Source organism: Duncaniella muris, assembly GCF_003024805.1.
Lineage (GTDB): Bacteria > Bacteroidota > Bacteroidia > Bacteroidales > Muribaculaceae > Duncaniella > Duncaniella muris.
On the sequence record NZ_PUEC01000009.1, the window covers coordinates 52,124 to 72,683 of the forward strand.

Annotated in this window: 15 protein-coding genes; all 15 read right to left on the reverse strand. The window is 51.3% G+C overall.

Going from position 1 to position 20,560, the window contains the following annotated elements; all coding sequences use genetic code 11:
• Positions 1 to 8: 8 nt before the first annotated feature.
• On the reverse strand, positions 9 to 1,079 hold the full coding sequence (locus tag C5O23_RS05275; protein WP_107031905.1) for a DUF2027 domain-containing protein: 1,071 nt from the start codon (positions 1,077 to 1,079) through the stop codon (positions 9 to 11).
• 70 nt (positions 1,080 to 1,149) lie between these two features.
• Complete coding sequence (uvrA, locus tag C5O23_RS05280; protein WP_107031906.1) at positions 1,150 to 4,023, reverse strand: excinuclease ABC subunit UvrA; 2,874 nt, start codon at positions 4,021 to 4,023, stop codon at positions 1,150 to 1,152.
• A gap of 169 nt (positions 4,024 to 4,192) precedes the next feature.
• The gene (locus C5O23_RS05285) at positions 4,193 to 6,691 is read right to left on the reverse strand and encodes a pectinesterase (protein ID WP_107031907.1); all 2,499 of its coding nucleotides are present in this window, start codon (positions 6,689 to 6,691) and stop codon (positions 4,193 to 4,195) included.
• A 163-nt stretch (positions 6,692 to 6,854) separates the two neighbouring features.
• Complete coding sequence (locus C5O23_RS05290) at positions 6,855 to 8,057, reverse strand: saccharopine dehydrogenase family protein (protein ID WP_107031908.1); 1,203 nt, start codon at positions 8,055 to 8,057, stop codon at positions 6,855 to 6,857.
• Positions 8,058 to 8,109: 52 nt separating this feature from the next.
• Positions 8,110 to 8,853 (reverse strand): Bax inhibitor-1/YccA family protein, encoded by a 744-nt coding sequence (locus C5O23_RS05295; RefSeq protein ID WP_107031909.1) that lies wholly within the window; start codon positions 8,851 to 8,853, stop codon positions 8,110 to 8,112.
• Positions 8,854 to 8,903: 50 nt separating this feature from the next.
• Entirely contained in the window at positions 8,904 to 10,691 is a 1,788-nt protein-coding gene (gene argS, locus C5O23_RS05300; RefSeq protein WP_107031910.1) for an arginine--tRNA ligase, read from the reverse strand.
• Positions 10,692 to 10,812: 121 nt separating this feature from the next.
• Positions 10,813 to 12,102 carry an NAD(P)/FAD-dependent oxidoreductase gene (locus tag C5O23_RS14430; protein ID WP_170068192.1) on the reverse strand — a complete coding sequence of 430 codons (1,290 nt, stop codon included), beginning with the start codon at positions 12,100 to 12,102 and terminating at the stop codon, positions 10,813 to 10,815.
• Positions 12,103 to 12,194: 92 nt separating this feature from the next.
• Positions 12,195 to 12,854, reverse strand: coding sequence for a cell division ATP-binding protein FtsE (locus C5O23_RS05310; protein WP_107031911.1), 660 nt, complete (start codon positions 12,852 to 12,854; stop codon positions 12,195 to 12,197).
• 18 nt (positions 12,855 to 12,872) lie between these two features.
• Positions 12,873 to 15,047, reverse strand: a complete 2,175-nt coding sequence (gene recQ, locus C5O23_RS05315; RefSeq protein WP_107031912.1) for a DNA helicase RecQ — start codon at positions 15,045 to 15,047, stop codon at positions 12,873 to 12,875.
• A gap of 138 nt (positions 15,048 to 15,185) precedes the next feature.
• Positions 15,186 to 16,460 (reverse strand): ATP-dependent Clp protease ATP-binding subunit ClpX, encoded by a 1,275-nt coding sequence (clpX, locus tag C5O23_RS05320; protein ID WP_107031913.1) that lies wholly within the window; start codon positions 16,458 to 16,460, stop codon positions 15,186 to 15,188.
• Positions 16,461 to 16,482: 22 nt separating this feature from the next.
• Positions 16,483 to 17,169: an ATP-dependent Clp endopeptidase proteolytic subunit ClpP gene (gene clpP, locus C5O23_RS05325; protein ID WP_107031914.1), complete on the reverse strand. Its 687-nt coding sequence runs from the start codon at positions 17,167 to 17,169 to the stop codon at positions 16,483 to 16,485.
• A gap of 111 nt (positions 17,170 to 17,280) precedes the next feature.
• Positions 17,281 to 18,618 (reverse strand): CotH kinase family protein, encoded by a 1,338-nt coding sequence (locus tag C5O23_RS05330; protein ID WP_107031915.1) that lies wholly within the window; start codon positions 18,616 to 18,618, stop codon positions 17,281 to 17,283.
• A gap of 246 nt (positions 18,619 to 18,864) precedes the next feature.
• Complete coding sequence (locus C5O23_RS05335; RefSeq protein ID WP_107031916.1) at positions 18,865 to 19,398, reverse strand: RNA methyltransferase; 534 nt, start codon at positions 19,396 to 19,398, stop codon at positions 18,865 to 18,867.
• 240 nt (positions 19,399 to 19,638) lie between these two features.
• Positions 19,639 to 19,899 carry a 50S ribosomal protein L27 gene (gene rpmA, locus C5O23_RS05340; RefSeq protein ID WP_107031917.1) on the reverse strand — a complete coding sequence of 87 codons (261 nt, stop codon included), beginning with the start codon at positions 19,897 to 19,899 and terminating at the stop codon, positions 19,639 to 19,641.
• A 22-nt stretch (positions 19,900 to 19,921) separates the two neighbouring features.
• Positions 19,922 to 20,242 (reverse strand): 50S ribosomal protein L21, encoded by a 321-nt coding sequence (gene rplU, locus C5O23_RS05345; RefSeq protein ID WP_107031918.1) that lies wholly within the window; start codon positions 20,240 to 20,242, stop codon positions 19,922 to 19,924.
• Positions 20,243 to 20,560: the final 318 nt, after the last annotated feature.

Genomic DNA, 20,560 nt, shown 5'->3' on the forward strand with positions numbered 1-20,560 from the left:
AAGTTGTGTCAGATGGTTACCTGAGTGGCTCCGAAACCGTATTCACGAAATGAGGCATCCTGTACGGTATGACCTTTGTAGCGGTGGTTAAGTTCCTTCATGAGAGCCGCGCGGAGCACGCCTTCGCCTTTACCGTGGATAAAGACTATTTTCTGACCCTTGTGTTTCAGGTTTGCATCCATCACCTTGCGGAATTCGTCGATCTGAAGATTCAGGATATCGGCAGCTGACAGGCCGGCCGTGGTGTCGACAAGCTCAGATATATGAAGGTCTACTTCAATTATCTCAGCCCGTTTGTCGGAACTCTTTTTCTGTACAGGCTTGCGGGCGGGACGATCAACGGCATTCTTGGCTTTGATCCCTTCTTCAATACGTGAAGAGTCGATCACCATGCGTTTGCGTGGAATATCATTGGTCACGATGTCTACAGCGATTACATCTTTGTCAAAATACACATTGCTGCGGAAACAGTGGAGCTTGAAAAATTTCGTGGTGTCAAGGGCCGTCTCTACGGCTACAGGGGCCTTCATCTTAAATTCCTTGTCAGACTTGAAGGCTATCATCTGTACAGCGATGCGGTCCATCGAAGGGAGGTCGGCTCCGGAGATCTCTTCAAGGAACACCTGGATGTTAGGTTCGACGATTCCGGCATAGCGGGTGGTCCAGCCGGTGGATTCATCAGCGCGTGTGAGATATGTGAAGTAGAGATAATAGTTGGAGTCGTTGACAAGATAGACATCAAATGTGGTGGAGTTGAGATGTTTTATGTCGGCAGGTTCGTATGCGAGCACCACATTGAGTTTCTCACCTTCCGGAGTCTCCTCAATAGCCGGAGTCTCCTCCGGTTTCTGAGCCGCCTTTTGCGGCTGGGACTGCGGAGCGGCTGGTTTGACGGCATCCTGGGTCAGAGCTATTTTCTTTTCTGTAGTCGCGGCTTCGGCCACCACCACGCATTCGCGCAGAAGAGTGGGGGTTTCAAAGCCGTTGTCATCGACATATGCGATGTTTCCTTCTATTTTTTTGATGATGCCGCCACCCACTGAGTTGAGGAAGCGGACACGGTCACCTATTTTTGCCATAATATTGCTGTCTGTTGAAGAGTTAATGATTATAATATTTCAGAGATGCACAAGGCAGGAGTGTCTGTATTCAGACTCCCTGCAGTTTCTCTTTCAGAAAATGACCGGTGTATGAAGCCGGATTTGCGGCGATCTGTTCGGGAGTGCCGGCTGCCACAAGGTTGCCTCCGGCATCGCCTCCTTCAGGGCCTATGTCAATGACATGGTCGGCACACTTGATGACATCCATGTTATGTTCGATTATCAGAATCGTGTGACCCATAGATATAAGGCGGTCAAAAGACTTCATGAGAGTGGCTATGTCATGGAAGTGAAGTCCGGTTGTCGGTTCGTCAAATATGTACATGGTAGGCTCCGGTTTTTCCTCTGCGAAAAAAGATGCCAGTTTCACTCTCTGATTTTCACCGCCTGATAGAGACGAGGAATTCTGACCGATCTTGATATATCCGAGGCCAACATCCTGGAGAGGTTTTAGACGCTTGATAATGCGTTTTTCCTGTGCTCCGGCTTCTTCTCCGAAGAATTCCACAGCCTGATTGATAGTCATCTCAAGAATGTCATAGATATTCTTGCCGCGATATTCAATTTCGAGAATTTCTTTCTGGTAGCGCTTTCCGTGGCACGATTCGCAGGGAATGGTGATATCGGCCATGAACTGCATCTCGATGGTGATATATCCGTCACCCTTGCACTCTTCGCAGCGGCCTCCGTCAGAGTTGAATGAAAAGTCTGAGGCAGAGTAGCCCATCTGTTTCGCTCCCTGGGTGGAAGCGAAAAGTTTGCGTATCTCGTCAAATGCTTTGAGGTAGGTAGCCGGATTCGAGCGGGATGACTTGCCGATCGGATTTTGGTCGACAAACTCTACGTTTTTGATGCGTGAGAGATCTCCCTGCAGTTTGCGGAAGGTTCCGGGCGCATCGCCGGTGTTTCCGAGATGACGGTTGAGAGCCCGGAAAAGGATGTCGCGGACAAGAGTGGATTTGCCTGAGCCGCTGACTCCGGTGACCACCGTCATGACTCCGAGAGGAAATTTTACGTCAATGTCTTTCAGATTGTGCTCTTTGGCACCGATGACTTCGAGCGAATCACGCCACTTGCGTCTCTGTTTCGGCACGGGGATTGACAGTGCGCCTGTCAGATAGCGCGCGGTATAGCTCAGTGGACTTTCCTCTTTGGCTTGCGACGGCACAAGTTCGGCCGGGTCGCCCTGATAGATGATCTGGCCTCCGAGACGTCCGGCATCCGGGCCGACATCAATAAGATAGTCGGCGGCGCGCATGATTTCTTCATCGTGTTCAACTACAACGACCGTATTGCCGAGATCGCGGAGTTTTTTCAGCACGGTGATCAGGCGTTCGGTGTCACGGGAATGGAGTCCGATTGACGGTTCGTCAAGAATATAGAGCGAGCCCACAAGGCTGCTGCCGAGCGATGTGGCGAGATTGATGCGCTGGCTTTCGCCGCCGGAGAGGGTTGACGACAGTCGGTCGAGCGTCAGATAGCCGAGTCCGACTTCTTCCAGATAGGAGATGCGGTTATTGATCTCCTTGAGAAGACGTTCGGCTATGGCTGCGTCAGTGGCATCAAGCTGGAGGTTTCTGAAAAATTCTATCAGACGGCTGACAGGCATTGAAACGAGTTCCCCGATGGTGGCTCCTCCGACTTTGACATACGATGCTGTCTTTTTCAAGCGGGAGCCGTGACAGGCGGGGCATACGGTCTTGCCCTGATAGCGGGCTTTCATGACGCGGTATTGTATCTTATAAAGATTTTCGTCGACCATCCTGAAGAAACGGTCTATGGAGGGGAAGTCACCATATGTGAGTTTTATGCCCGGCTGTGAAAGCTGGCGGTCAGTAGGTCCGTGCCACAGCAAATTTTTTTCTTCTTGCGAGAGATCAAGATAAGGCTTGTGGATAGGGAATCCGAATTGGGCGGAATCACTGATGAAAACTTTCTTCCATTCGCTCATCTTGTCGCCGCGCCAGCAGGCCACGGCGTTGTCATAGATGGAGAGTGTGTTGTTGGGGATGACAAGGCGTTCGTCGATTCCCATAACTTTGCCGAATCCTTCGCATGTTGGGCAGGCTCCGACAGGGTTATTGAAGTTGAACATCATGTCAGTGGGAACTTCAAATGTCATGCCGTCGGCCTCGAACACGCGGGAAAAATCCTTGGCCACGATTCCGTCATCAGCCCAGATCTGCAATTTCAATCGGTCGCGTCCCTCAAAAAACGCGCTTTCCACAGAGTCGCGCAGACGACTCTGTTCGTCAGCCTCCGAGGAGACCGCAAGGCGGTCTACGAGCAGCTGATAGTCGGCCGGGTTGTAGTCTGCACCATCACCGGCGGCGCGGACTTCAGTCAGCAGTTCGTCAATATCAATGAATTCGCCGCCACGCATCAGACGCGAATAGCCGGCTTTCAGATATACGTCAAGCTGCGAGGCGAATTTGCGGCCTTCAGGCAGAGTGACCGGTGCGGTTATGGCCATGCGGGAGCCTTCGGGATAGGTCATGGCGAATCTGACCACATCGTCAATGGTGTGCTTTCTGACTTCTTCACCGCTGATGGGGGAGAATGTATGACCTACACGCCCGAAGAGAAGCCTCATGTAGTCATAGATCTCTGTCGATGTCCCGACAGTGCTTCGCGGGTTGCGGGTGTTGACTTTTTGCTCAATGGCGATGGCCGGCGGGAGTCCGAGTATTGCTTTGCATTCCGGCTTGGGCATTTTGCCCATGAACTGACGGGCGTAGCTGCTGAGGCTTTCCACGTAGCGCCGCTGGCCTTCCGCATATAAGGTGTCAAAGGCGAGAGATGATTTCCCGGATCCCGAAACACCCGTAATCACAACGAGCTTTCCGCGGGGAATCTCTACGTCAACGTCCTTGAGGTTGTTGACTTTGGCGCCTAATACTTTTATATTTTGTTCGTTCTGCATTTTTTCAGATTCGTTCGAATGTAACATACAAAGGTACCAAATTTTTCCTTAAATTCCGATTGCGGAGATTGATTCTAACAAAAATTCACTTGGGAACGCCGCGATAATAAATTTTGCAAATTCATCGTGGTGTTCCCAAGTGAAATGTGGTCCGGTTTGAAATCCTGTGTCAGTCCCAGTTTACTTCAAGGTCGCGCAGCAGGGTGGCCGATGCACCTGCCGAGCCGGTGTGCTGGATGGCAAGCGATGTGCCGTCGGTCGGAGACACAGTGGCTGAAAGGCTTACATCTGGTTTTATGGCCGGATCGGCTGCTTCCGCAGCCGGAGCTCCAGTGCGGGCCAGTGCTGTCAGGCGGTCTCCGCGTAGTTCGACTACAATGGTACATGGATTGCGGTAGCAGCTTGTGGCTACGGCTTTGCTTATCGGGCTGACAGCGCCGCTGGAATATCGCACGAGAGTGAATGTCACGGCTTTGTCAAAGTCTGGAGTCCGTTCGATGCGCAGGGCGTAGCCGGTCAGAGAGACAGGGTCGAATTTGATGCAGATGTCCATATATTGCCCGGTGGCACTGCCGAATCCCTGCCCTGGACCTTTGCATGGTTCTGCGATGAGGCTGACACGCATGTTGCGGCATTTTTCACGCACCGGGGTGTAGAACAGACGCGCGCCCTTGGTTGACTGCACGAGTCCGATTCCGGTTGCTGCATCTGTGCCGTGGCCGTAATACCAGCCTGCTGATCCGTCAGGGGTCCAGTCGTGAAGAGCTGTGTCCGATGGTTTGAACGTGTCGAAGTGCCAGAAGCCCTGCCGCCCCGGAGTGCCTTTGCGTATGGGGACTTCGGCGAAGGAGGTGACGATTGATTTTTCGTTTTTCTGTAGTGTCCGGAGCATGATGGTGTTGACCGGTGCTGACATTGAGGCGACCTGACAGATGCCTTCTTCAGAGTCGGCGTTTTTCGGCATCACGGAGGCTGAGATATAGAAGCCTCTGTCTGCACATGTCAGCGGGTAGGAGCGGGCGCTTAGGCCGCGTCCGTGACGAACGGCCACACTGTCGGAATGGTCGGGACGTGTTGACCTGTACCAGATGATATGGCTGTCGTCACGACTGTTGCCTGAGAGGCTGTAGTCGAGTTTCAGTGTGTTCTTGTCAGCGGTGATAACCGGTGTCGAGGTGAACTGCGGTGCAGTTTTGAGCCATGCATCGACTGTTACGGATGTCGCGCCTGTCAGGCCGGATGGGGAGACAGCCGAAATTTCACATACCATCTCGCGGGGGAAGCTGTTGGCGCTGACAATTGCGGTTGAGTTGGCGGATACGGAGAGGCGCAGTGTTGTCGGTGCATTCCAGGTCAGGCCGGATGCTGATGCCGGGGCCGGATAGTCGCCCCACAGACGCAATGATGGCTTGAGAAGCATGCTGTCGCCTTGTGCGGAAAGCTTTTTGGCCGGTGTCTCGATTTTTAGAGCCACCGGTAAGCCTGTGAGGGTGGCAGACAGTGCTTTTTCAAGTTCTGCCATAGATTCTGACTGGCCGAGAGGGTCCCAGCCGTCGGTGCCGCCGAGCAGATTCAGAATGTTGTAGACGGTTTTTCCGCCTGATGAGATTTTGTAGGCGCGTAGGAGCGGAGTGTCACTGATGTCAGCGCTGAGTTCTGGACGTCTGGCGTCAATTGTGATTGCTGTGCCGTTGAGTGTGATGCCGCTCTGATAGCAGCGGACGGGTGAGCTGTCACGTGTCCACTGAATGTTTACGGGCGAGTCTGAAGTCCAGCGGGTGTCGATCATTGACACCATGCCGGGTACTTTGGTGAGATATTGTGAGCCACGGACTTTGGTGTGGATGTCGCAGTTGAGAAATATGGCACCTGTGGAAGCGGTGGAGTAGAAAGGTTTGCCGCTGAAAAATGTGAAACGGCAGTCGAGGTAGACAGCTGAGCCTGAGAGGGCATCGTCGGTGCACTCGAAGTAACAGTCTTTGTAGAGTGAGCGCCGTGCTCCGGATAGAGGGCAGAGATTGAGGCGGCTGATGAAGCGGCAGTTGCGCGCAAAGAGCCGGTCGGTGTTCTCGCATATTCCGACCTGGGCCTGGACGATGGCATCGCGGCGTTTCGGCCGGTTAAGCGAAGGATTGCGCGGGTAGATGAGATCAACGTTGCAGTAGTTGCCGAAAGTTATGTTTTCGGCTGTCAGACAGAGGCCTTTGAAGTGGAGCATGGTGTAGTTGCCGAGAGCGCCCTGGGTCTGGCCGCGGTTGACAGCGAAGACAATGTCGGCCGGGTCTTCTGAGAGTCCTATGAGTGAAAGTGTGTCACAACTGATTTCTGCGGCATAAGGAATGGCTCCGGAGTTTTTGGGATTGCGTCTGACGGCAGGGTCATCGGGGTCATCAAGCCAGTAAACTCCCGGTGTCACAAGCAGCGTTGCGTTGCCGGATGAGTTTTTGCTGATGGCTTTAAGAGCTTTGAGTGCATCGGTAAAAATGTAGGGCGATGAAGTTGCGCCGGTTTCGGCTGTCAGCAGAAAAGTGCCGGGGCCTAAACGGAAGGCGTGTCGGTCTGCGGTGACTGTCTGTGTGGCGGGGTCGAGAGTATATCCGTCATTGGGGCGGCCATGAATTGACGGAGCGGTTACGATGGTGCCTGCGAGCAGCAGATGTTTAAGCATGGCGGATTGGATTTTCGGTAGTGATGGAGTGGCGATTGTGTCATCTCATGACGACGCTGCGGGAGAGGACTATGAAATTGTAAACCCCGGACAGGGTGATAAACGTTGGTTTTTCGCCGGTGTCCGGGGTTTATGATGCAGGTTCAGGTCTTGACAGGCTTGATTATTCGTTTACTTCAAGGTTGAGGTTGAATTCCTCGTTCCAGGGAAGACCGTCTTTGGCAAGTTCTGCGAGGAATGGATCGGGATCGAACTCTTCAACGTTGTTGACACCCGGTTTTACCCATTTCCCTGTGAGGAACATCATTGCGCCGACCATTGCGGGAACGCCGGTTGTGTAGCTGACAGCCTGCATGCCGGTTTCCTTGTAAGCGGCTTCGTGAGAGCAGTTGTTCCAGATGTAATAGGTGAGATGCTTGCCTTCCTTGTCAAGACCTTCGATGCGGCAGCCGATCGAGGTTTCGCCGTGGTAGTTCTCGCCGAGATCCTGTGGGTTGGGGAGGACGGCTTTGAGGAACTGCAGGGGCACGATCTTCTGTCCGTTGTAGTCTACTTCGTCGATGCGGGCCATGCCGATGTTCTGAATCACACGGAGGTGTGTGAGATATTCCTGACCGAATGTCATCCAGAAGCGCGCACGCTTGATTGAGGGATAGTTCTTGACGAGCGATTCGAGCTCTTCGTGGTAGAGAAGATAGCTTTCGCGCTCTCCGATGTTGGGATAGGTGAGTGTCTTGTGGATTTCAAGCGGGCCGGTGGTCACCCATTTGCCGTCCTGATAGTAGCGGCCGTTCTGAGTGATCTCACGGATGTTGATTTCGGGGTTGAAGTTTGTGGCGAAAGCTTTGCCGTGATCACCGCCGTTGCAGTCGACAATGTCGAGATACTGCATGTCAGAGAAGTAGTGTTTTGCGGCGTAGGCTGTGAATACGCCGGACACACCTGGATCGAATCCGCAGCCGAGGATTGCGGTGAGGCCGGCTTCTTCGAAGCGCTGTTTGTAGGCCCACTGCCATGAGTATTCGAAATGGGCCACGTCCTTGGGTTCATAGTTTGCGGTGTCAAGGTAGTTGACTTTGCAGATGAGACAGGCATCCATGATGGTGAGATCCTGATAGGGAAGGGCCACGTTGATGACGAGTTCGGGTTTGTGGCGGTTGAAAAGCTCAACGAGCTGGGGCACGCTGTCGGCATCGACAACGTCTGAGCTGATGTTGGGCTTTCCGATGGCCTCTACAATGGCGTCACACTTGCTGCGGGTGCGGGAAGCGATGACTATTTCTGTGAAAACTTCGGGGTGCTGGGCACACTTGTGAGCCACGACGGTTCCGACACCGCCGGCTCCGATGATTACGACTTTTGCCATTATTGTATATTAAGGTATATGATTTCAGTGATAAGAGTCTGTTTACACGCTATCAGTCGCGCTGGCTTCCGAAGAAGCGGAGCAGATAGAGGAAGAGGTTGATGAAGTCGAGATAGAGACTCAGCGCGCCGATGGTGGCGAGATGGCTGATATAGGCCGGAGGCGTTGTGAGAGCCATACGCTTGATTTTCTGAGTGTCCCATGCAGTGAGACCGATGAAGATCAGGACGCCTGCGATGGAGATTATCCAGTCAAGCTGGGTGCTTCTGGTGAAAATATTGACCAAAGAAGCGATGATCAGACCCATAAGTGCGTACATCAGGAAGTTGCCCCAGCTTGTGAGATCTTTGGTGGTAAAATAGCCATAGACACTCATGGCTCCGAAGGTTCCGGCGCAGATGAAGAATGTCTTGGCGATTGATGTCATGGTATAGACCAAGAAGATCGGGGCAAGAGCCAGGCCGTTGATCGCGGCAAAGACATAGAAAAGCAGGTTGGCCGTTGCTGACGAGATGCGGGTCAGACGGGTCGAGAGATATATCACGATGCCTACTTCTGCGATCAGAAGGCCCCAGAAGAAGATGCGGTGGCCAGACATAAAGCTGAGATAGGCGGATGAGGTAGCGCAGAAAAGAGAGACGAACGCAGTCACAAGCAGTCCGAGGAACATTTTGAAATAGACGCGCTTCATTACTGACGAAGTTGTCTGGACGGCCTGCTGCTGAGAGTTGTGGTAGCTGTTGTAATTGTCGCCTCCGCCGAAGTAGGGGGGAGGTGTCTGCTGGTTGTAATTCATATCAGTTAATAGGAGTTGGTTATCGTTTTTATTTATAAAACAAATTTGACTTACATACGTTCAGGTACGTTGATGCCAAGGAGGTTCATGCCTGACTTGATGACGCGGGCGGTCTGGCGGCTGAGTTCAAGACGCAGCGAGCGCACAGCGCTGTCTGTTTCCTTGAGGATGGAGCAGTCGTGATAGAACTGGTTGTAGCTCTTGACAAGGTCATAGACATAGTTGGCGATCAGTGCCGGGCTGTAGGTCTGGCCTGCGGCCTGGACTGTGGCGGGGAAGTCGGCGAGGGCCTGGATAAGGGCTATTTCTTTTTCGCCGGGTACTACTGCCGAGTAGTCGCTGATGACCATGCCTTCGTCAGCGGCTTTGCGGAGCACGGAGCAGATGCGCGCGTAAGTGTATTGGATGAACGGACCTGTGTTGCCGTTGAAGTCAATTGATTCTTTGGGGTTGAAGGTCATGTTTTTGCGCGGGTCTACCTTGAGAAGGAAGTATTTCAGTGCTCCGAGTCCTACGGTTTCCGAAATGCTGTCGATCTCTTCCGGGCTGAGGCCGTCGAGTTTGCCGAGCTCGGCTGATACGGTGCGGGCGGTGGAGACCATGTCGTCCATGAGGTCATCGGCATCGACTACAGTGCCTTCGCGTGATTTCATCTTGCCTTCAGGCAGTTCGACCATGCCGTAAGAGAAGTGTACGAGGTCTTTGCCCCACTTGAAGCCGAGGCGGTCAAGAAGGATTGAGAGCACCTGGAAGTGATAGTTCTGCTCGTTGCCTACGACATAGATCATCTTGTCAATGGGATAGTCGCGGTAACGCAGTTTGGCGGTGCCGATGTCCTGGGTCATGTAGACAGAAGTGCCGTCACTGCGGAGAAGCAGTTTGTGGTCGAGTCCTTCACCGGTAAGGTCGGCCCATACAGAGCCGTCTTCCTTGCGGTACATTTTACCTGCTTCGAGGCCTTCGAGAACTTTCTCCTTGCCTTCGAGGTATGTTTCGCTCTCATAATAGATTTTGTCGAAGTTGACACCCATGCGCTTGTAGGTCTCATCGAATCCGGCGTAGACCCAGGAGTTCATCATTTCCCAAAGCGAACGGATTTCAGGATCTTTGTTTTCCCATTTCACGAGCATTTCGCGGGCTTCTTTCATGAGCGGAGATGCTGCTTCGGCTTCTTCTTTGCTCATGCCTTTCTCTTCAAGTTCCTTGAGCTCGGCTTTGTAGTGCTTGTCAAAGAGTACATAGAAGTCACCTATAAGATGGTCGCCTTTCTTGCCGGTGGATTCCGGAGTGGCACCTTCGCCCCACTTTTTCCATGCGAGCATGGATTTGCAGATGTGGATGCCGCGGTCATTGACAATGTTGGTCTTTATGACGCGGTTGCCGCAGGCTTTCAGGATTTCGGCAAGGCTGAATCCAAGCAGGTTGTTGCGTACGTGGCCAAGATGGAGAGGCTTGTTTGTGTTTGGCGATGAGTACTCTACCATTACAAGAGGCGAGCTTTCATCAGCAGCTGTAAGTCCGAAGTCAGTGGTGCCGGCTATGTGTCCGAGCACTGAATTCCAGAACTGCGGTGCAACGGTTATGTTAAGGAAGCCTTTGACCACGTTGAACTTCTCGACCGCAGGTTCGTTGGCCTGAAGCCATTCGCCGATTTCCATACCTACCGCTTCAGGCGATTTGCGGGCGGCTTTCACCCAGGGGAAAACGACAACGGTGATATTGCCCTCGAATTCTTTTCGGGTGGCTTGAGGCACGATGTTTTCGGCGGGAGTTTCAACGCCATACAGATTTTTGACCGCGTTGCTGACGGCCAAAGCTATGATACTATCGATCGACATTTTTATTGTGATAATTTTGTCGGTTTTGAATTGATAATTTTTAACAAGTCGCGAGTGCGTGTCTGCGATGAGACCGAACACTCTCTGAATATACAAAATTACAATAAAAATACGATATATCCTAACCTTTGTCCCACATACGGCCACGTTTAGGGTATTTTGAACCTGCAAGAAGCAGTCGGAGGGCTGTGTTGTAGCTGAAATAAGCCCAGAACCAGCTGACGAGCACGCTGATTTTGTTGCGCATCCCCATGAGTGAGATGAGGTGGATGAACATCCATGCAAGCCAGGCGATGAAGCCGTCGAGATGGAGTCTGCGCATGTCGACAACCGCACGGTTTCGGCCGATGGTGGCCATTGATCCTTTGTCGTTGTAAGAAAATTCCCGGTTCCATTTTCCGGAGTTGAGGCTGCGGGCGAGGAAGCGGCCTTGCTGTATGGCCACCTGGGCAAGCTGCGGGAGTCCTGCGGGATATTCTTCGGTGGTCATGAGGTTGACATCGCCGATGGCGAATATATCATCAAGGCCGGTCACACGGCAGAAACGGTCGGTGGGAAAGCGGCCGCCGCGTCCCTGCCGGAAATCCGTGCCTTCGAATTCGAGCGGACGCCCGGTGACTCCTGCAGTCCAGATGACCATTTCGGAGTATAGGGTCGATCCATCGTCAAAGGTGAGCAGGTTGTCGGCATAGCTTTTCATCTGTCGGCCTAAGTGGATATCCACCAGTAACGATTTCAGATCTTTGAGTGCTGTTTCTGACGACTCGGCGCTCATGGAGGCCAGAAGTTTGTCGCGCCCTTCATACAGGCTGACGGTCATGTCTCCCGGCGGAATGTCGGGGTAGTCGCGTCGGAGTATGTAGCGTTTAAGTTCTCCGATGGCTCCAGCCATCTCTACTCCGGCAGGCCCGCCTCCTATGACAACGAATGTCAGCATGCGCCGGCGTTTTTCGCGGTCAGGTTCTATCGAAGCGCGTTCGCAGCGGTAGAGGATCTCATTGCGTATGCGGATTGCCTGGTCGTTGGATTTCAGTGTGTAGACCTCGTCTTTAAGGGCGTCATTGCCGAAGAAGTTGTTTGTGGTGCCGAATGCAATGACAAGCTTGTCATATGGGATTGATCCGTGGTCAGTGATGACGCAATGCCGGCTGACGTCTACGCTTCGGGCACTTTCCATGTGAAATTTCACTCTTCCGGATGCTTTTTTGACGAGTTCGCGTCTGAAAGGGAAGCTGATGCTCGACGGGTCAATTTCAGACGAGGCCACCTGATAGAAAAGCGGCGGGAAGGAGTGATAGTTGTGGCGGTCGACAAGGGTGATGTCAAATTTGTCTTTGTCGATGTGTTTTGCAAAATTCAGCCCGGCAAAACCTCCGCCGAGCACTACTATGCGGGTCTTTGATGAATTCATTCAGGCAAAAAATATAACAGTGTAACATGAACGTTGACACTGTTATAACATTTTTGCGGGTTTTAAGTTTTGAATCGGAGAGAGGTGCCCTACTATGAGATGGTGTGGTTCTCGCACTTGATGACTCGTCCGGGGAACTGATCGACGAAACTGAGATTGTGTGTGGCCATTATCACGGTAGTTCCCTGACGGGCTATATCGTGAAGACGGTTGACAATGGCTTCGCCGGTGGCCGGGTCGAGATTGCCTGTAGGTTCATCCGCGAGAATTATGCGCGGATGGTTGAGGAGGGCGCGGGCTATGACTATGCGCTGCTGCTCGCCTCCTGACAGCTCATGAGGATTCTTATAACTCTTGTTGAGCATCCCGACACCTCTCAGCACCTCTTCAATGCGGGCTTCGATATCAGATTTGTCTTTCCAGCCGGTGGCCTCAAGCACAAATTTAAGATTGGCATAGGCGCTGCGGTCGGTCAGCAACTGGAAGTCCTGAAAGACGATGCCTATCTGACGGCGCAGAAAGGGAATGTCGCGACGGCGTATGGTGTTCAGGTCGTAATCAAGAACACGGGCTTCGCCTCCGGCTATTGGAATGTCGGCATAGAGAGATTTCAGCAGGCTGGATTTGCCGCTGCCCACTTTGCCTATCAGATAGACGAATTCACCTTCGCCCACTGACAGATTGACGTGGCGGAGCGCGATAAGATCCTGGCGGTGGAGTTCTACGTCGCGATAGTCGATGACCTTATTCATTGTTTGCGGTATTGAAAATCAGTTGCCCATTTCAGAGAGGAATTTGATGCGCATGAGGCGGATCTCGTCTTCTGTATAGTCTTCACCGAATTCTTTGTAGGCTTCGTTGAGGTCATCTGTCTGGCATTCCTTAAAGAAGTCAAACAGTTCTTCCTGCGAATCCTCGTCCATTATATCATTTATATAATAGGAGATATTGATTTTTGTGCCTGAGTAGACTATTACTTCAATTCTGTCAAGCAGTTCGTTGAATTCAAGGCCTTTGGCTCTGGCTATTTCAGGCAGAGGTATTTTGCGGTCGATTGACTGGATGATGAAGAGTTTGGTCGAGTTGCGGCTCGGAACGCTACGTACACGCAGGTCTTCCGGACGTTCGATCTCATTGTCTTCGACATGACGCTTGATTACCTTCACGAAGTCGGCGCCATAGCGTTTTGCTTTACCTGCGCCTACGCCGGGAATGTTCTGAAGTTCTTCGAGTGAAATCGGGTAGGTGGTGGCCATTGCTTCGAGCGATGGATCCTGGAAAATCACATATGGGGGCAGTCCGAGTTGCTTGGCAATTTTCTTGCGCAGGTCTTTCAAGATGCTGTAAAGTTCGTCATCGGCGGCAAATGACGCTCCGCTTTTGATCATTTCCGGTTCGGCGTCTTCGCTGAAATCAGAGTCTTCGATCACTTTGAATGATTCGGGTTTCGAAAGGAATTTTTTGCCTTTCGGGGTGATGCGGAGAAGTCCGTAGTTCTCTATGTCGCGGTCGAGATATCCGGCCAGGATTGCCTGACGGATCACGGCGCTAATAAGTTTTTCATCAGCTCCCTGCTCGCAGCCGAACACGTCGAGCTGGTCGTGCTGATATGATGTGACATCAGCAGTAGTGTGGCCGAGGAGCACATCGGTGACATGATCGGCTTTGAATTTTTCTTTCAGTGCTATTACGGTTTCGAGCACAGCACATAAATCGTCTTTAGCTTCCACTTTTTTCTTTGGATTAATGCAATTGTCGCAGTTCTGGCAGTTGTCGACCGTGAACTCCTCTCCGAAATAGAAGAGCAGTGAGCGACGACGGCAACTGCTTGCCTCAGCGTAGCTCTGGGTTTCCAGCAGGAGCTGGCGGCCGATTTCCTGTTCGGCCAATGGCTTGCCCTGCATGAATTTTTCCATCTTCTGCAGGTCTTTGGCGGCATAGAAGGTTATGCACTGGCCTTCTCCTCCGTCACGGCCGGCGCGGCCGGTTTCCTGATAGTAGCCTTCGAGCGACTTGGGCATGTCATAATGAATAACAAATCTCACATCTGGCTTGTCAATACCCATTCCGAATGCGATCGTGGCAACTATGACATCGACTTTTTCCATCAGAAACGCGTCCTGATTGGTGCTTCGGGTCGCACCGTCCATTCCGGCGTGATAGGGGAGTGCCTTGATGTCGTTCACTGCGAGCATCTCGGCGAGTTCCTCAACCTTCTTGCGGCTCAGGCAATAGATGATGCCTGATTTGCCGGGGTTGTTTTTGATGAATTTTATAATGTCTTTGTCAATGTTGTTGGTCTTTGGCCTGACCTCATAATAGAGGTTCGATCGGTTGAACGACGATTTGAACACTTTGGCATTCTGCATTCCGAGGTTTTTCTGGATGTCATGCTGAACCTTTGGGGTTGCGGTGGCAGTCAGTGCGATCATCGGGCGGACGTTGATCTCGTTGATGATCGGGCGGATGCGGCGATATTCCGGGCGGAAGTCGTGACCCCATTCGGAAATGCAGTGTGCCTCGTCGACTGCGTAGAATGAAATCGGCACAGTCTTCAGAAATTCGATGTTCTCTTCTTTGGTCAGCGACTCCGGTGCCACATAGAGCAGTTTTGTGCGTCCGGCAGTAATGTCGGATTTCACAAGGTCAATCGCTGCGCGGTTGAGCGAGGAGTTTAGGAAGTGGGCCACAGTGTCGGCCGAACTGAAATTGCGCATTGCATCAACCTGATTTTTCATCAGGGCTATCAGTGGAGAGATCACTATGGCTGTGCCTTCCATCATAAGGGCCGGCAGCTGGTAGCAGAGCGATTTGCCTCCTCCGGTAGGCATGAGGACGAAAACGTCGTTGCCTTCAAGGAGACTTGTCATTATGGCTTCCTGGTTGCCTTTGAATGTGTCAAATCCGAAATGCTCTTTAAGTGCTTCGTGAAGTCGTTGATTCATGGGATTCCGTTCAGGTTGGGGAGGAGTGAGTATGAAATGTGAGAGAACTGAGGGGAGAACTTCCCGGCTGTGCCGGGAAGCCGGGAAGAGATGATAAAGTTTATGATTGGTGGAGACCGGTGTATCCGATACGTCCTTTTAGCCGATGTAGGCTTTTTGGATTTTCTCTTCGGCGAAGGCGCGGTCGATAACCAGTTCTTTAATGTCGGTAGAGGGGGTTTCATACATCGGATCGATCATGATTGTCTCTACGATTGTGCGCAGACCACGTGCGCCAAGCTTGTATTCGATTGCCTTGTCGACAATGAATTCAAGTGTCTCAGGTGCGAAGATGAGTTTGACTCCGTCCATGGCAAACAGTTTTTCATACTGCTTGGTGATGGCGTTTTTAGGCTCTGTGAGTACTCTGAGAAGTGCTTCGCGGTCAAGCGGATCGAGATGGACAAGTACCGGCAGACGTCCGATGATTTCGGGGATCAGACCGAATGACTTGAGGTCCTGGGGGGCTATGTATTGCAGATAATTGTCAGAGTTGATTTTCGAGCGTGTCGATCCTCCGGTGAAGCCTACCACATGGGTGTTCAGGCGGTGGGCTATTTTTCGTTCGATACCGTCAAATGCTCCTCCGCAGATGAATAGGATGTTTTTAGTATCGACGGCAATCATCTTTTGCTCAGGGTGTTTGCGGCCTCCGTTCGGCGGTACATTGACTACGGAGCCTTCAAGTAGTTTGAGGAGGCCTTGCTGTACACCTTCGCCAGACACGTCGCGAGTGATTGACGGGTTGTCGCCTTTGCGGGCGATTTTGTCGATCTCGTCAATGAAAACTATGCCTCGTTCTGCTTTTGCCACATCATAATCGGCGGCTTGCAGCAGTCTGACGAGCAGGCTTTCGATGTCTTCTCCGACGTAGCCGGCTTCGGTCAGCACCGTGGCGTCGACAATGGCGAATGGTACGTCAAGCTGTCGGGCTATGGTCTTGGCAAGCAAGGTTTTGCCTGTGCCTGTGGGTCCGACCATGATGATGTTGCTTTTCTCGATGTCTACATCGTCTTTGTCCTGCGCAAGACGCTTGTAATGATTGTAGACGGCTACCGAGAGATATTTCTTGGCGTCGTCCTGCCCGATGACATATTGATCGAGAAATGCGCGTATTTCAGCCGGAGTCGGAAGTTCTTTTGTCTCCGGCTCAATGGCGGCTTTGGATTTTTTCCCTTTCGCTTTGTCGGGCCGGATAGAAGGATTCTCTTCGTAATAATCTTTCAGGAGGCCCTCAATCTGGTCAACGCATTCGCTGCATATATAGGTGTCGCCAAACGGACTCGGCACGAGAATGTTGGTGTAGGATGGTTCCTTGCCGCAAAAAGAGCATTTGACTCCGTTATCAGAGGTGTTGTTGTTTTTTTTTGCCATTCTGTGTCTATAGCGGGGTGGTTTATTTGTGGTCGGGGAGGAGGACGCGGTCTATCATGCCATATTCTTTGGCTTCGTCGGCAGTCATCCAGTAGTCGCGGTCGGCGTCAGCTTCGATGCGTTCGAGCGGCATTCCGGAGTGGTCGGCGATGATCTTGTAGAGTTCGGCTTTGTATTTGAGGATTTCGCGGGCGGTGATTTCGATGTCTGATGCCTGGCCCTGGACACCTCCGAGGGGCTGATGGATCATGACGCGCGAATGCGGAAGGGCCATGCGCTTGCCTTGAGCTCCTGCAACAAGAAGTACAGCCGCCATTGATGCTGCCATGCCGATGCAGATTGTGGAGACATCGCTCTTGATGTGTTGCATGGTGTCATAAAGGCCAAGTCCTGCGATCACTGATCCGCCTGGTGAGTTAAGGTAGATTGAGATGTCTTTTCCGGGGTCTACTGAGTCAAGGTAAAGAAGCTGTCCCTGGACTACTGTGGCTGTATAGTCGTTTACGTCAGTGCTGAGGAATATGATGCGATCCATCATCAGACGTGAGAACACATCCATTTGTGCCACATTGAGCTGGCGTTCTTCAATGATGGTCGGAGAGATATAGGAGGAGGTGATTTGAGAAGCTGCCGAGGCGGCATATTGATCGAGCGCGAGCCCATTCATGCCGAGATGGTGCACTGCAAAATTTCTAAAATCCTTATTCATAGTTGTGTAACTTGTTTCGAATAGTTTGTTAATGTAAAGTTACGAAAAAATCTGTTTTCTGCAAAATTATTGCTTCGATTTCATTTGTTTTGTCTTTTGTCTGTCTTGGGTTTATTGGCGGCCCAGAATTATTTTCAGGGTTTTTGATCCCTGACGGGCTATGTATATTCCCGGCTCGAAGCCTGTCGCTGATCCGATTGATTCCGGTTCTGCTAATAAACGTCCTTGAATGTCATATAGTTTGAATGGCTTTGACGGATCAAGGGCTTTAGGCTGTTGGTCGAAGTCAATGTCTGCTATCGCGCTCTGAGTTGCTATGGATTCAATTTCGATTTTGTCGGCATTGGGCATGTTGATGGTGAGGGTTTTGCCTTTATAGCTGCCCGTGGTGTGTGTGGTGCCTTTGGTTATGGTGACTTTCCAGCCGTCCACTGTCGTTTCGCTGTCCTGGTGGTTTCCTTCTATCCGGAGCTGGCGCCCAGCAAAGAATTTTCCGTCAAAATCGCGGTTATTGAGCGTGATCCCGTTGATTGTCAGTTTGATGTCGTCGGTGCGCCCGGCGTCGATGGTCAGGGTGCGAGGGGTTCCAAGCCGAAAGTATTCGCTTAGGTGTGTGTAGAAGAATGGTGTGCGAGCGGCGATCCATGAGCGCATTTTCTGTACTTCCTGTGAGTGGTTGGGCCACCATTCGTTGAAGAGCTTGCGATGATTGGCATATTCAGTCTTGATCATGGAGTACATTTTGTCGAGCTCCTTTACGGTGCCACGGTAGTTCATGAAATCGCCCATGTACACAGCGCAGCGGTCTATGAACATGTCATGAAACTCCGGGGTTTCCATCAGGGTGCGGAACAGGCGGGTGTGTTCCGGTTTGTTTGCCCATGCGCGGTCGGGGTCGAAATTATTGTCATATAGCCAGTTGAAGGTTTTATAGTTGTATGGAGCATCGTATAGGCCGAGGCCGAAATCGGTGTCTTTGGCGATCCATCTCCAGCGGCCTCCTTCGGAACGCGGGCGCCAGTTGACTATATTGTTGCCGGGGAAGTCTTTGTTGTCATAGAAGAGGTTCATTATCATTAGATTTGCGAATTCGCCGCAGTCCATCAGAGTGTTGAATTCGTCAAATGTGTGGCCGTCTTCATTGAAGAATTTTTTTAAGTTGTTGAAGTTGTCCCATGTCCCTTCTTTGAGTTCGCCCCAGTTTTCGAACATGTCTATGTCTTCTTCGCCGTTGTAAAAGGTGTAGATGTGGTCTTCATTGGTGCGGGAGCGGATGTTGAGCATGTCTTTATATTCTCCGTTTATGAAAAAGGCTGTCGGGAGCCAGGGTTGCCAGTCGAGATCGCAGTTTGTCCCCATTACGCGCTGGATCAGAGCGTCGCGGAAATAGGTGTAGTCGAAGTCGTTGCCGGAGTTGCGCATTTCGATTGATTTCTTTTGTAGGGTCATTTTTGTTGCAGATGCTATAGTCGTGAAGGTCTATGGCTGATTGTCCTGAGTTGTATAGTTCTACCCAGGAGTCAGGAAATTCGTTGAGGTCATCCATGATGCAGTCAATGTTTGATTGCATCAGTTCGTTGATTTACAACTGGGCGTTGGCTTCGGTTGTGGAGAGGAGCAGTAGAGCGATTGGAAGAGAGCGAGAGAATTTCATTTAAGTTGATGAGAGTGTTGATGATTGAGGTTGCAGATGAATCAAAGGGTGTTGAGATGTGAGAAGAAGTGCCATATGGCGATTCCTCCTGATACTGACACGTTGAGCGAGTGTTTGGTGCCGCGCTGTGGTATTTCAAGGCATATATCGCACTGGTTTACCACGGCTTGGTCTACGCCTTCAACTTCGTGGCCAAGAATGAGGGCGTATCTGCGTCCTTTCTGGGGCGTAAATTCCTGAAGTTCGATGCTTCCTTTGACTTGTTCGAGGCAGCAAAGGGTATAGCCTTCACGTTGTAGGTGTGTGATGCAGTCTTCTGTTGTATGGAAATATCGCCAGTTTACAGAGTTTTCGGCTCCAAGTGCGGTTTTATGAATTTCGGGAGATGGCGGGCAGGCGCTGATGCCGCAGAGCATGAGTGTTTCCACTGCGAAGGCATCGCATGTGCGGAATATTGAACCGATGTTATTCAGGCTTCTTACGTTGTCCAGGACCACCGTGAGCGTCATCTTGGGCTGACGGCGAAAATGTTCGAGGTCTACTCGGTTGAGGTCGCGGATGCTTTTCTTTTCCATTTGTGCTGGTTTGGTGGGGTGGTTATATGCGCGGAATTGTCTACGCATTTGAAGCAAAGTTAAATAAATTTCTGAAATTTTACGCTATGAGCATCCTTAAAATCGAGATGTGAGGCAAAGGAGGCGCCGCTCTGTTGTTGGTTTATTTGTCGAACCGACTTCAAAATAGAGCCGGGCTGCAGATTCCAATCTGCAGCCCGGCTGTCTTTTCAGTGTTTAATCAGTCCTTGACTGAGGCTATTATGCTTCAGCCGGCTGGACGTTGATGAATTTGCGGCCTTCCTTGCCTTCAGTGAAGACAACTACACCGTCGATCAGAGCGAAAAGAGTGTGGTCCTTGCCCATACCTACGTTGAGGCCGGGGTGGTGAACTGTGCCACGCTGACGCTTGATGATGTTGCCGGCTTTGCAATGCTGACCACCGAAAATCTTTACTCCGAGTCGTTTGCTTTCTGACTCACGGCCGTTCTTAGAACTACCAACACCTTTTTTATGTGCCATTTCTTTTAGAGATTTTAGTGGGTTAAGCTACAACTTCTTTAATTAACACTTTGGTGAAGCACTGACGGTGACCGTTTTTGCGGCGATAGCCTTTGCGGCGTTTCTTCTTGAAAACGATGACCTTTTCACCTTTTACGAGCGGGGTGAGAACCTCGCATACAACCTTTGCGCCGTCCACTATGGGAGCGCCAACTTTAACTGAGTCTTCGGACTGAGCGAGGAGAACACGGTCGAATTCAACCTTGTCGCCTTCTTTGACTGCTTCGCCGAGATAATGAACATACAGGAACTTTTCAGGCTCTGCCTTGAACTGCTGTCCCTGGATTTCTACGATAGCGTACATCTGTTATTAATTGGTTTACAGGTTATTCCGGCGGGCGAGGATGCTGGAGTTGTCTTTTGCATCGCTGCTTAATCGAGCCCGCTACGGCTAAATCGGCCACAAAGTTACGAAAAATAATCTGAAAATGATAATTTTGTTGAAAATATTTTTTAGGATTTATGTTAAAAAGCTTCAAAAAACTTCATATATAGTTTGGCCCAATAAGCAAATGTGATTCGGAGCCCTATGTGGGTGAAATCGGAATGTGTGGCGATGAAAATACAAGAAAGTGAAAGGCGCAGCAGGGAGTCCGATGGTTCCGATACTGCGCCTTTGACA

Coding starts and splice junctions, on each gene's coding strand:
- C5O23_RS05275 (WP_107031905.1), bottom strand. CDS start 1,079: ATGGCAAAAATAGGTGACCGTGTCCGCTTCCTCAACTCAGTGGGTGGC.
- uvrA (WP_107031906.1), bottom strand. CDS start 4,023: ATGCAGAACGAACAAAATATAAAAGTATTAGGCGCCAAAGTCAACAAC.
- C5O23_RS05285 (WP_107031907.1), bottom strand. CDS start 6,691: ATGCTTAAACATCTGCTGCTCGCAGGCACCATCGTAACCGCTCCGTCA.
- C5O23_RS05290 (WP_107031908.1), bottom strand. CDS start 8,057: ATGGCAAAAGTCGTAATCATCGGAGCCGGCGGTGTCGGAACCGTCGTG.
- C5O23_RS05295 (WP_107031909.1), bottom strand. CDS start 8,853: ATGAATTACAACCAGCAGACACCTCCCCCCTACTTCGGCGGAGGCGAC.
- argS (WP_107031910.1), bottom strand. CDS start 10,691: ATGTCGATCGATAGTATCATAGCTTTGGCCGTCAGCAACGCGGTCAAA.
- C5O23_RS14430 (WP_170068192.1), bottom strand. CDS start 12,102: ATGAATTCATCAAAGACCCGCATAGTAGTGCTCGGCGGAGGTTTTGCC.
- C5O23_RS05310 (WP_107031911.1), bottom strand. CDS start 12,854: ATGAATAAGGTCATCGACTATCGCGACGTAGAACTCCACCGCCAGGAT.
- recQ (WP_107031912.1), bottom strand. CDS start 15,047: ATGAATCAACGACTTCACGAAGCACTTAAAGAGCATTTCGGATTTGAC.
- clpX (WP_107031913.1), bottom strand. CDS start 16,460: ATGGCAAAAAAAAACAACAACACCTCTGATAACGGAGTCAAATGCTCT.
- clpP (WP_107031914.1), bottom strand. CDS start 17,169: ATGAATAAGGATTTTAGAAATTTTGCAGTGCACCATCTCGGCATGAAT.
- C5O23_RS05330 (WP_107031915.1), bottom strand. CDS start 18,618: ATGACCCTACAAAAGAAATCAATCGAAATGCGCAACTCCGGCAACGAC.
- C5O23_RS05335 (WP_107031916.1), bottom strand. CDS start 19,398: ATGGAAAAGAAAAGCATCCGCGACCTCAACCGAGTAGACCTCGAACAT.
- rpmA (WP_107031917.1), bottom strand. CDS start 19,899: ATGGCACATAAAAAAGGTGTTGGTAGTTCTAAGAACGGCCGTGAGTCA.
- rplU (WP_107031918.1), bottom strand. CDS start 20,242: ATGTACGCTATCGTAGAAATCCAGGGACAGCAGTTCAAGGCAGAGCCT.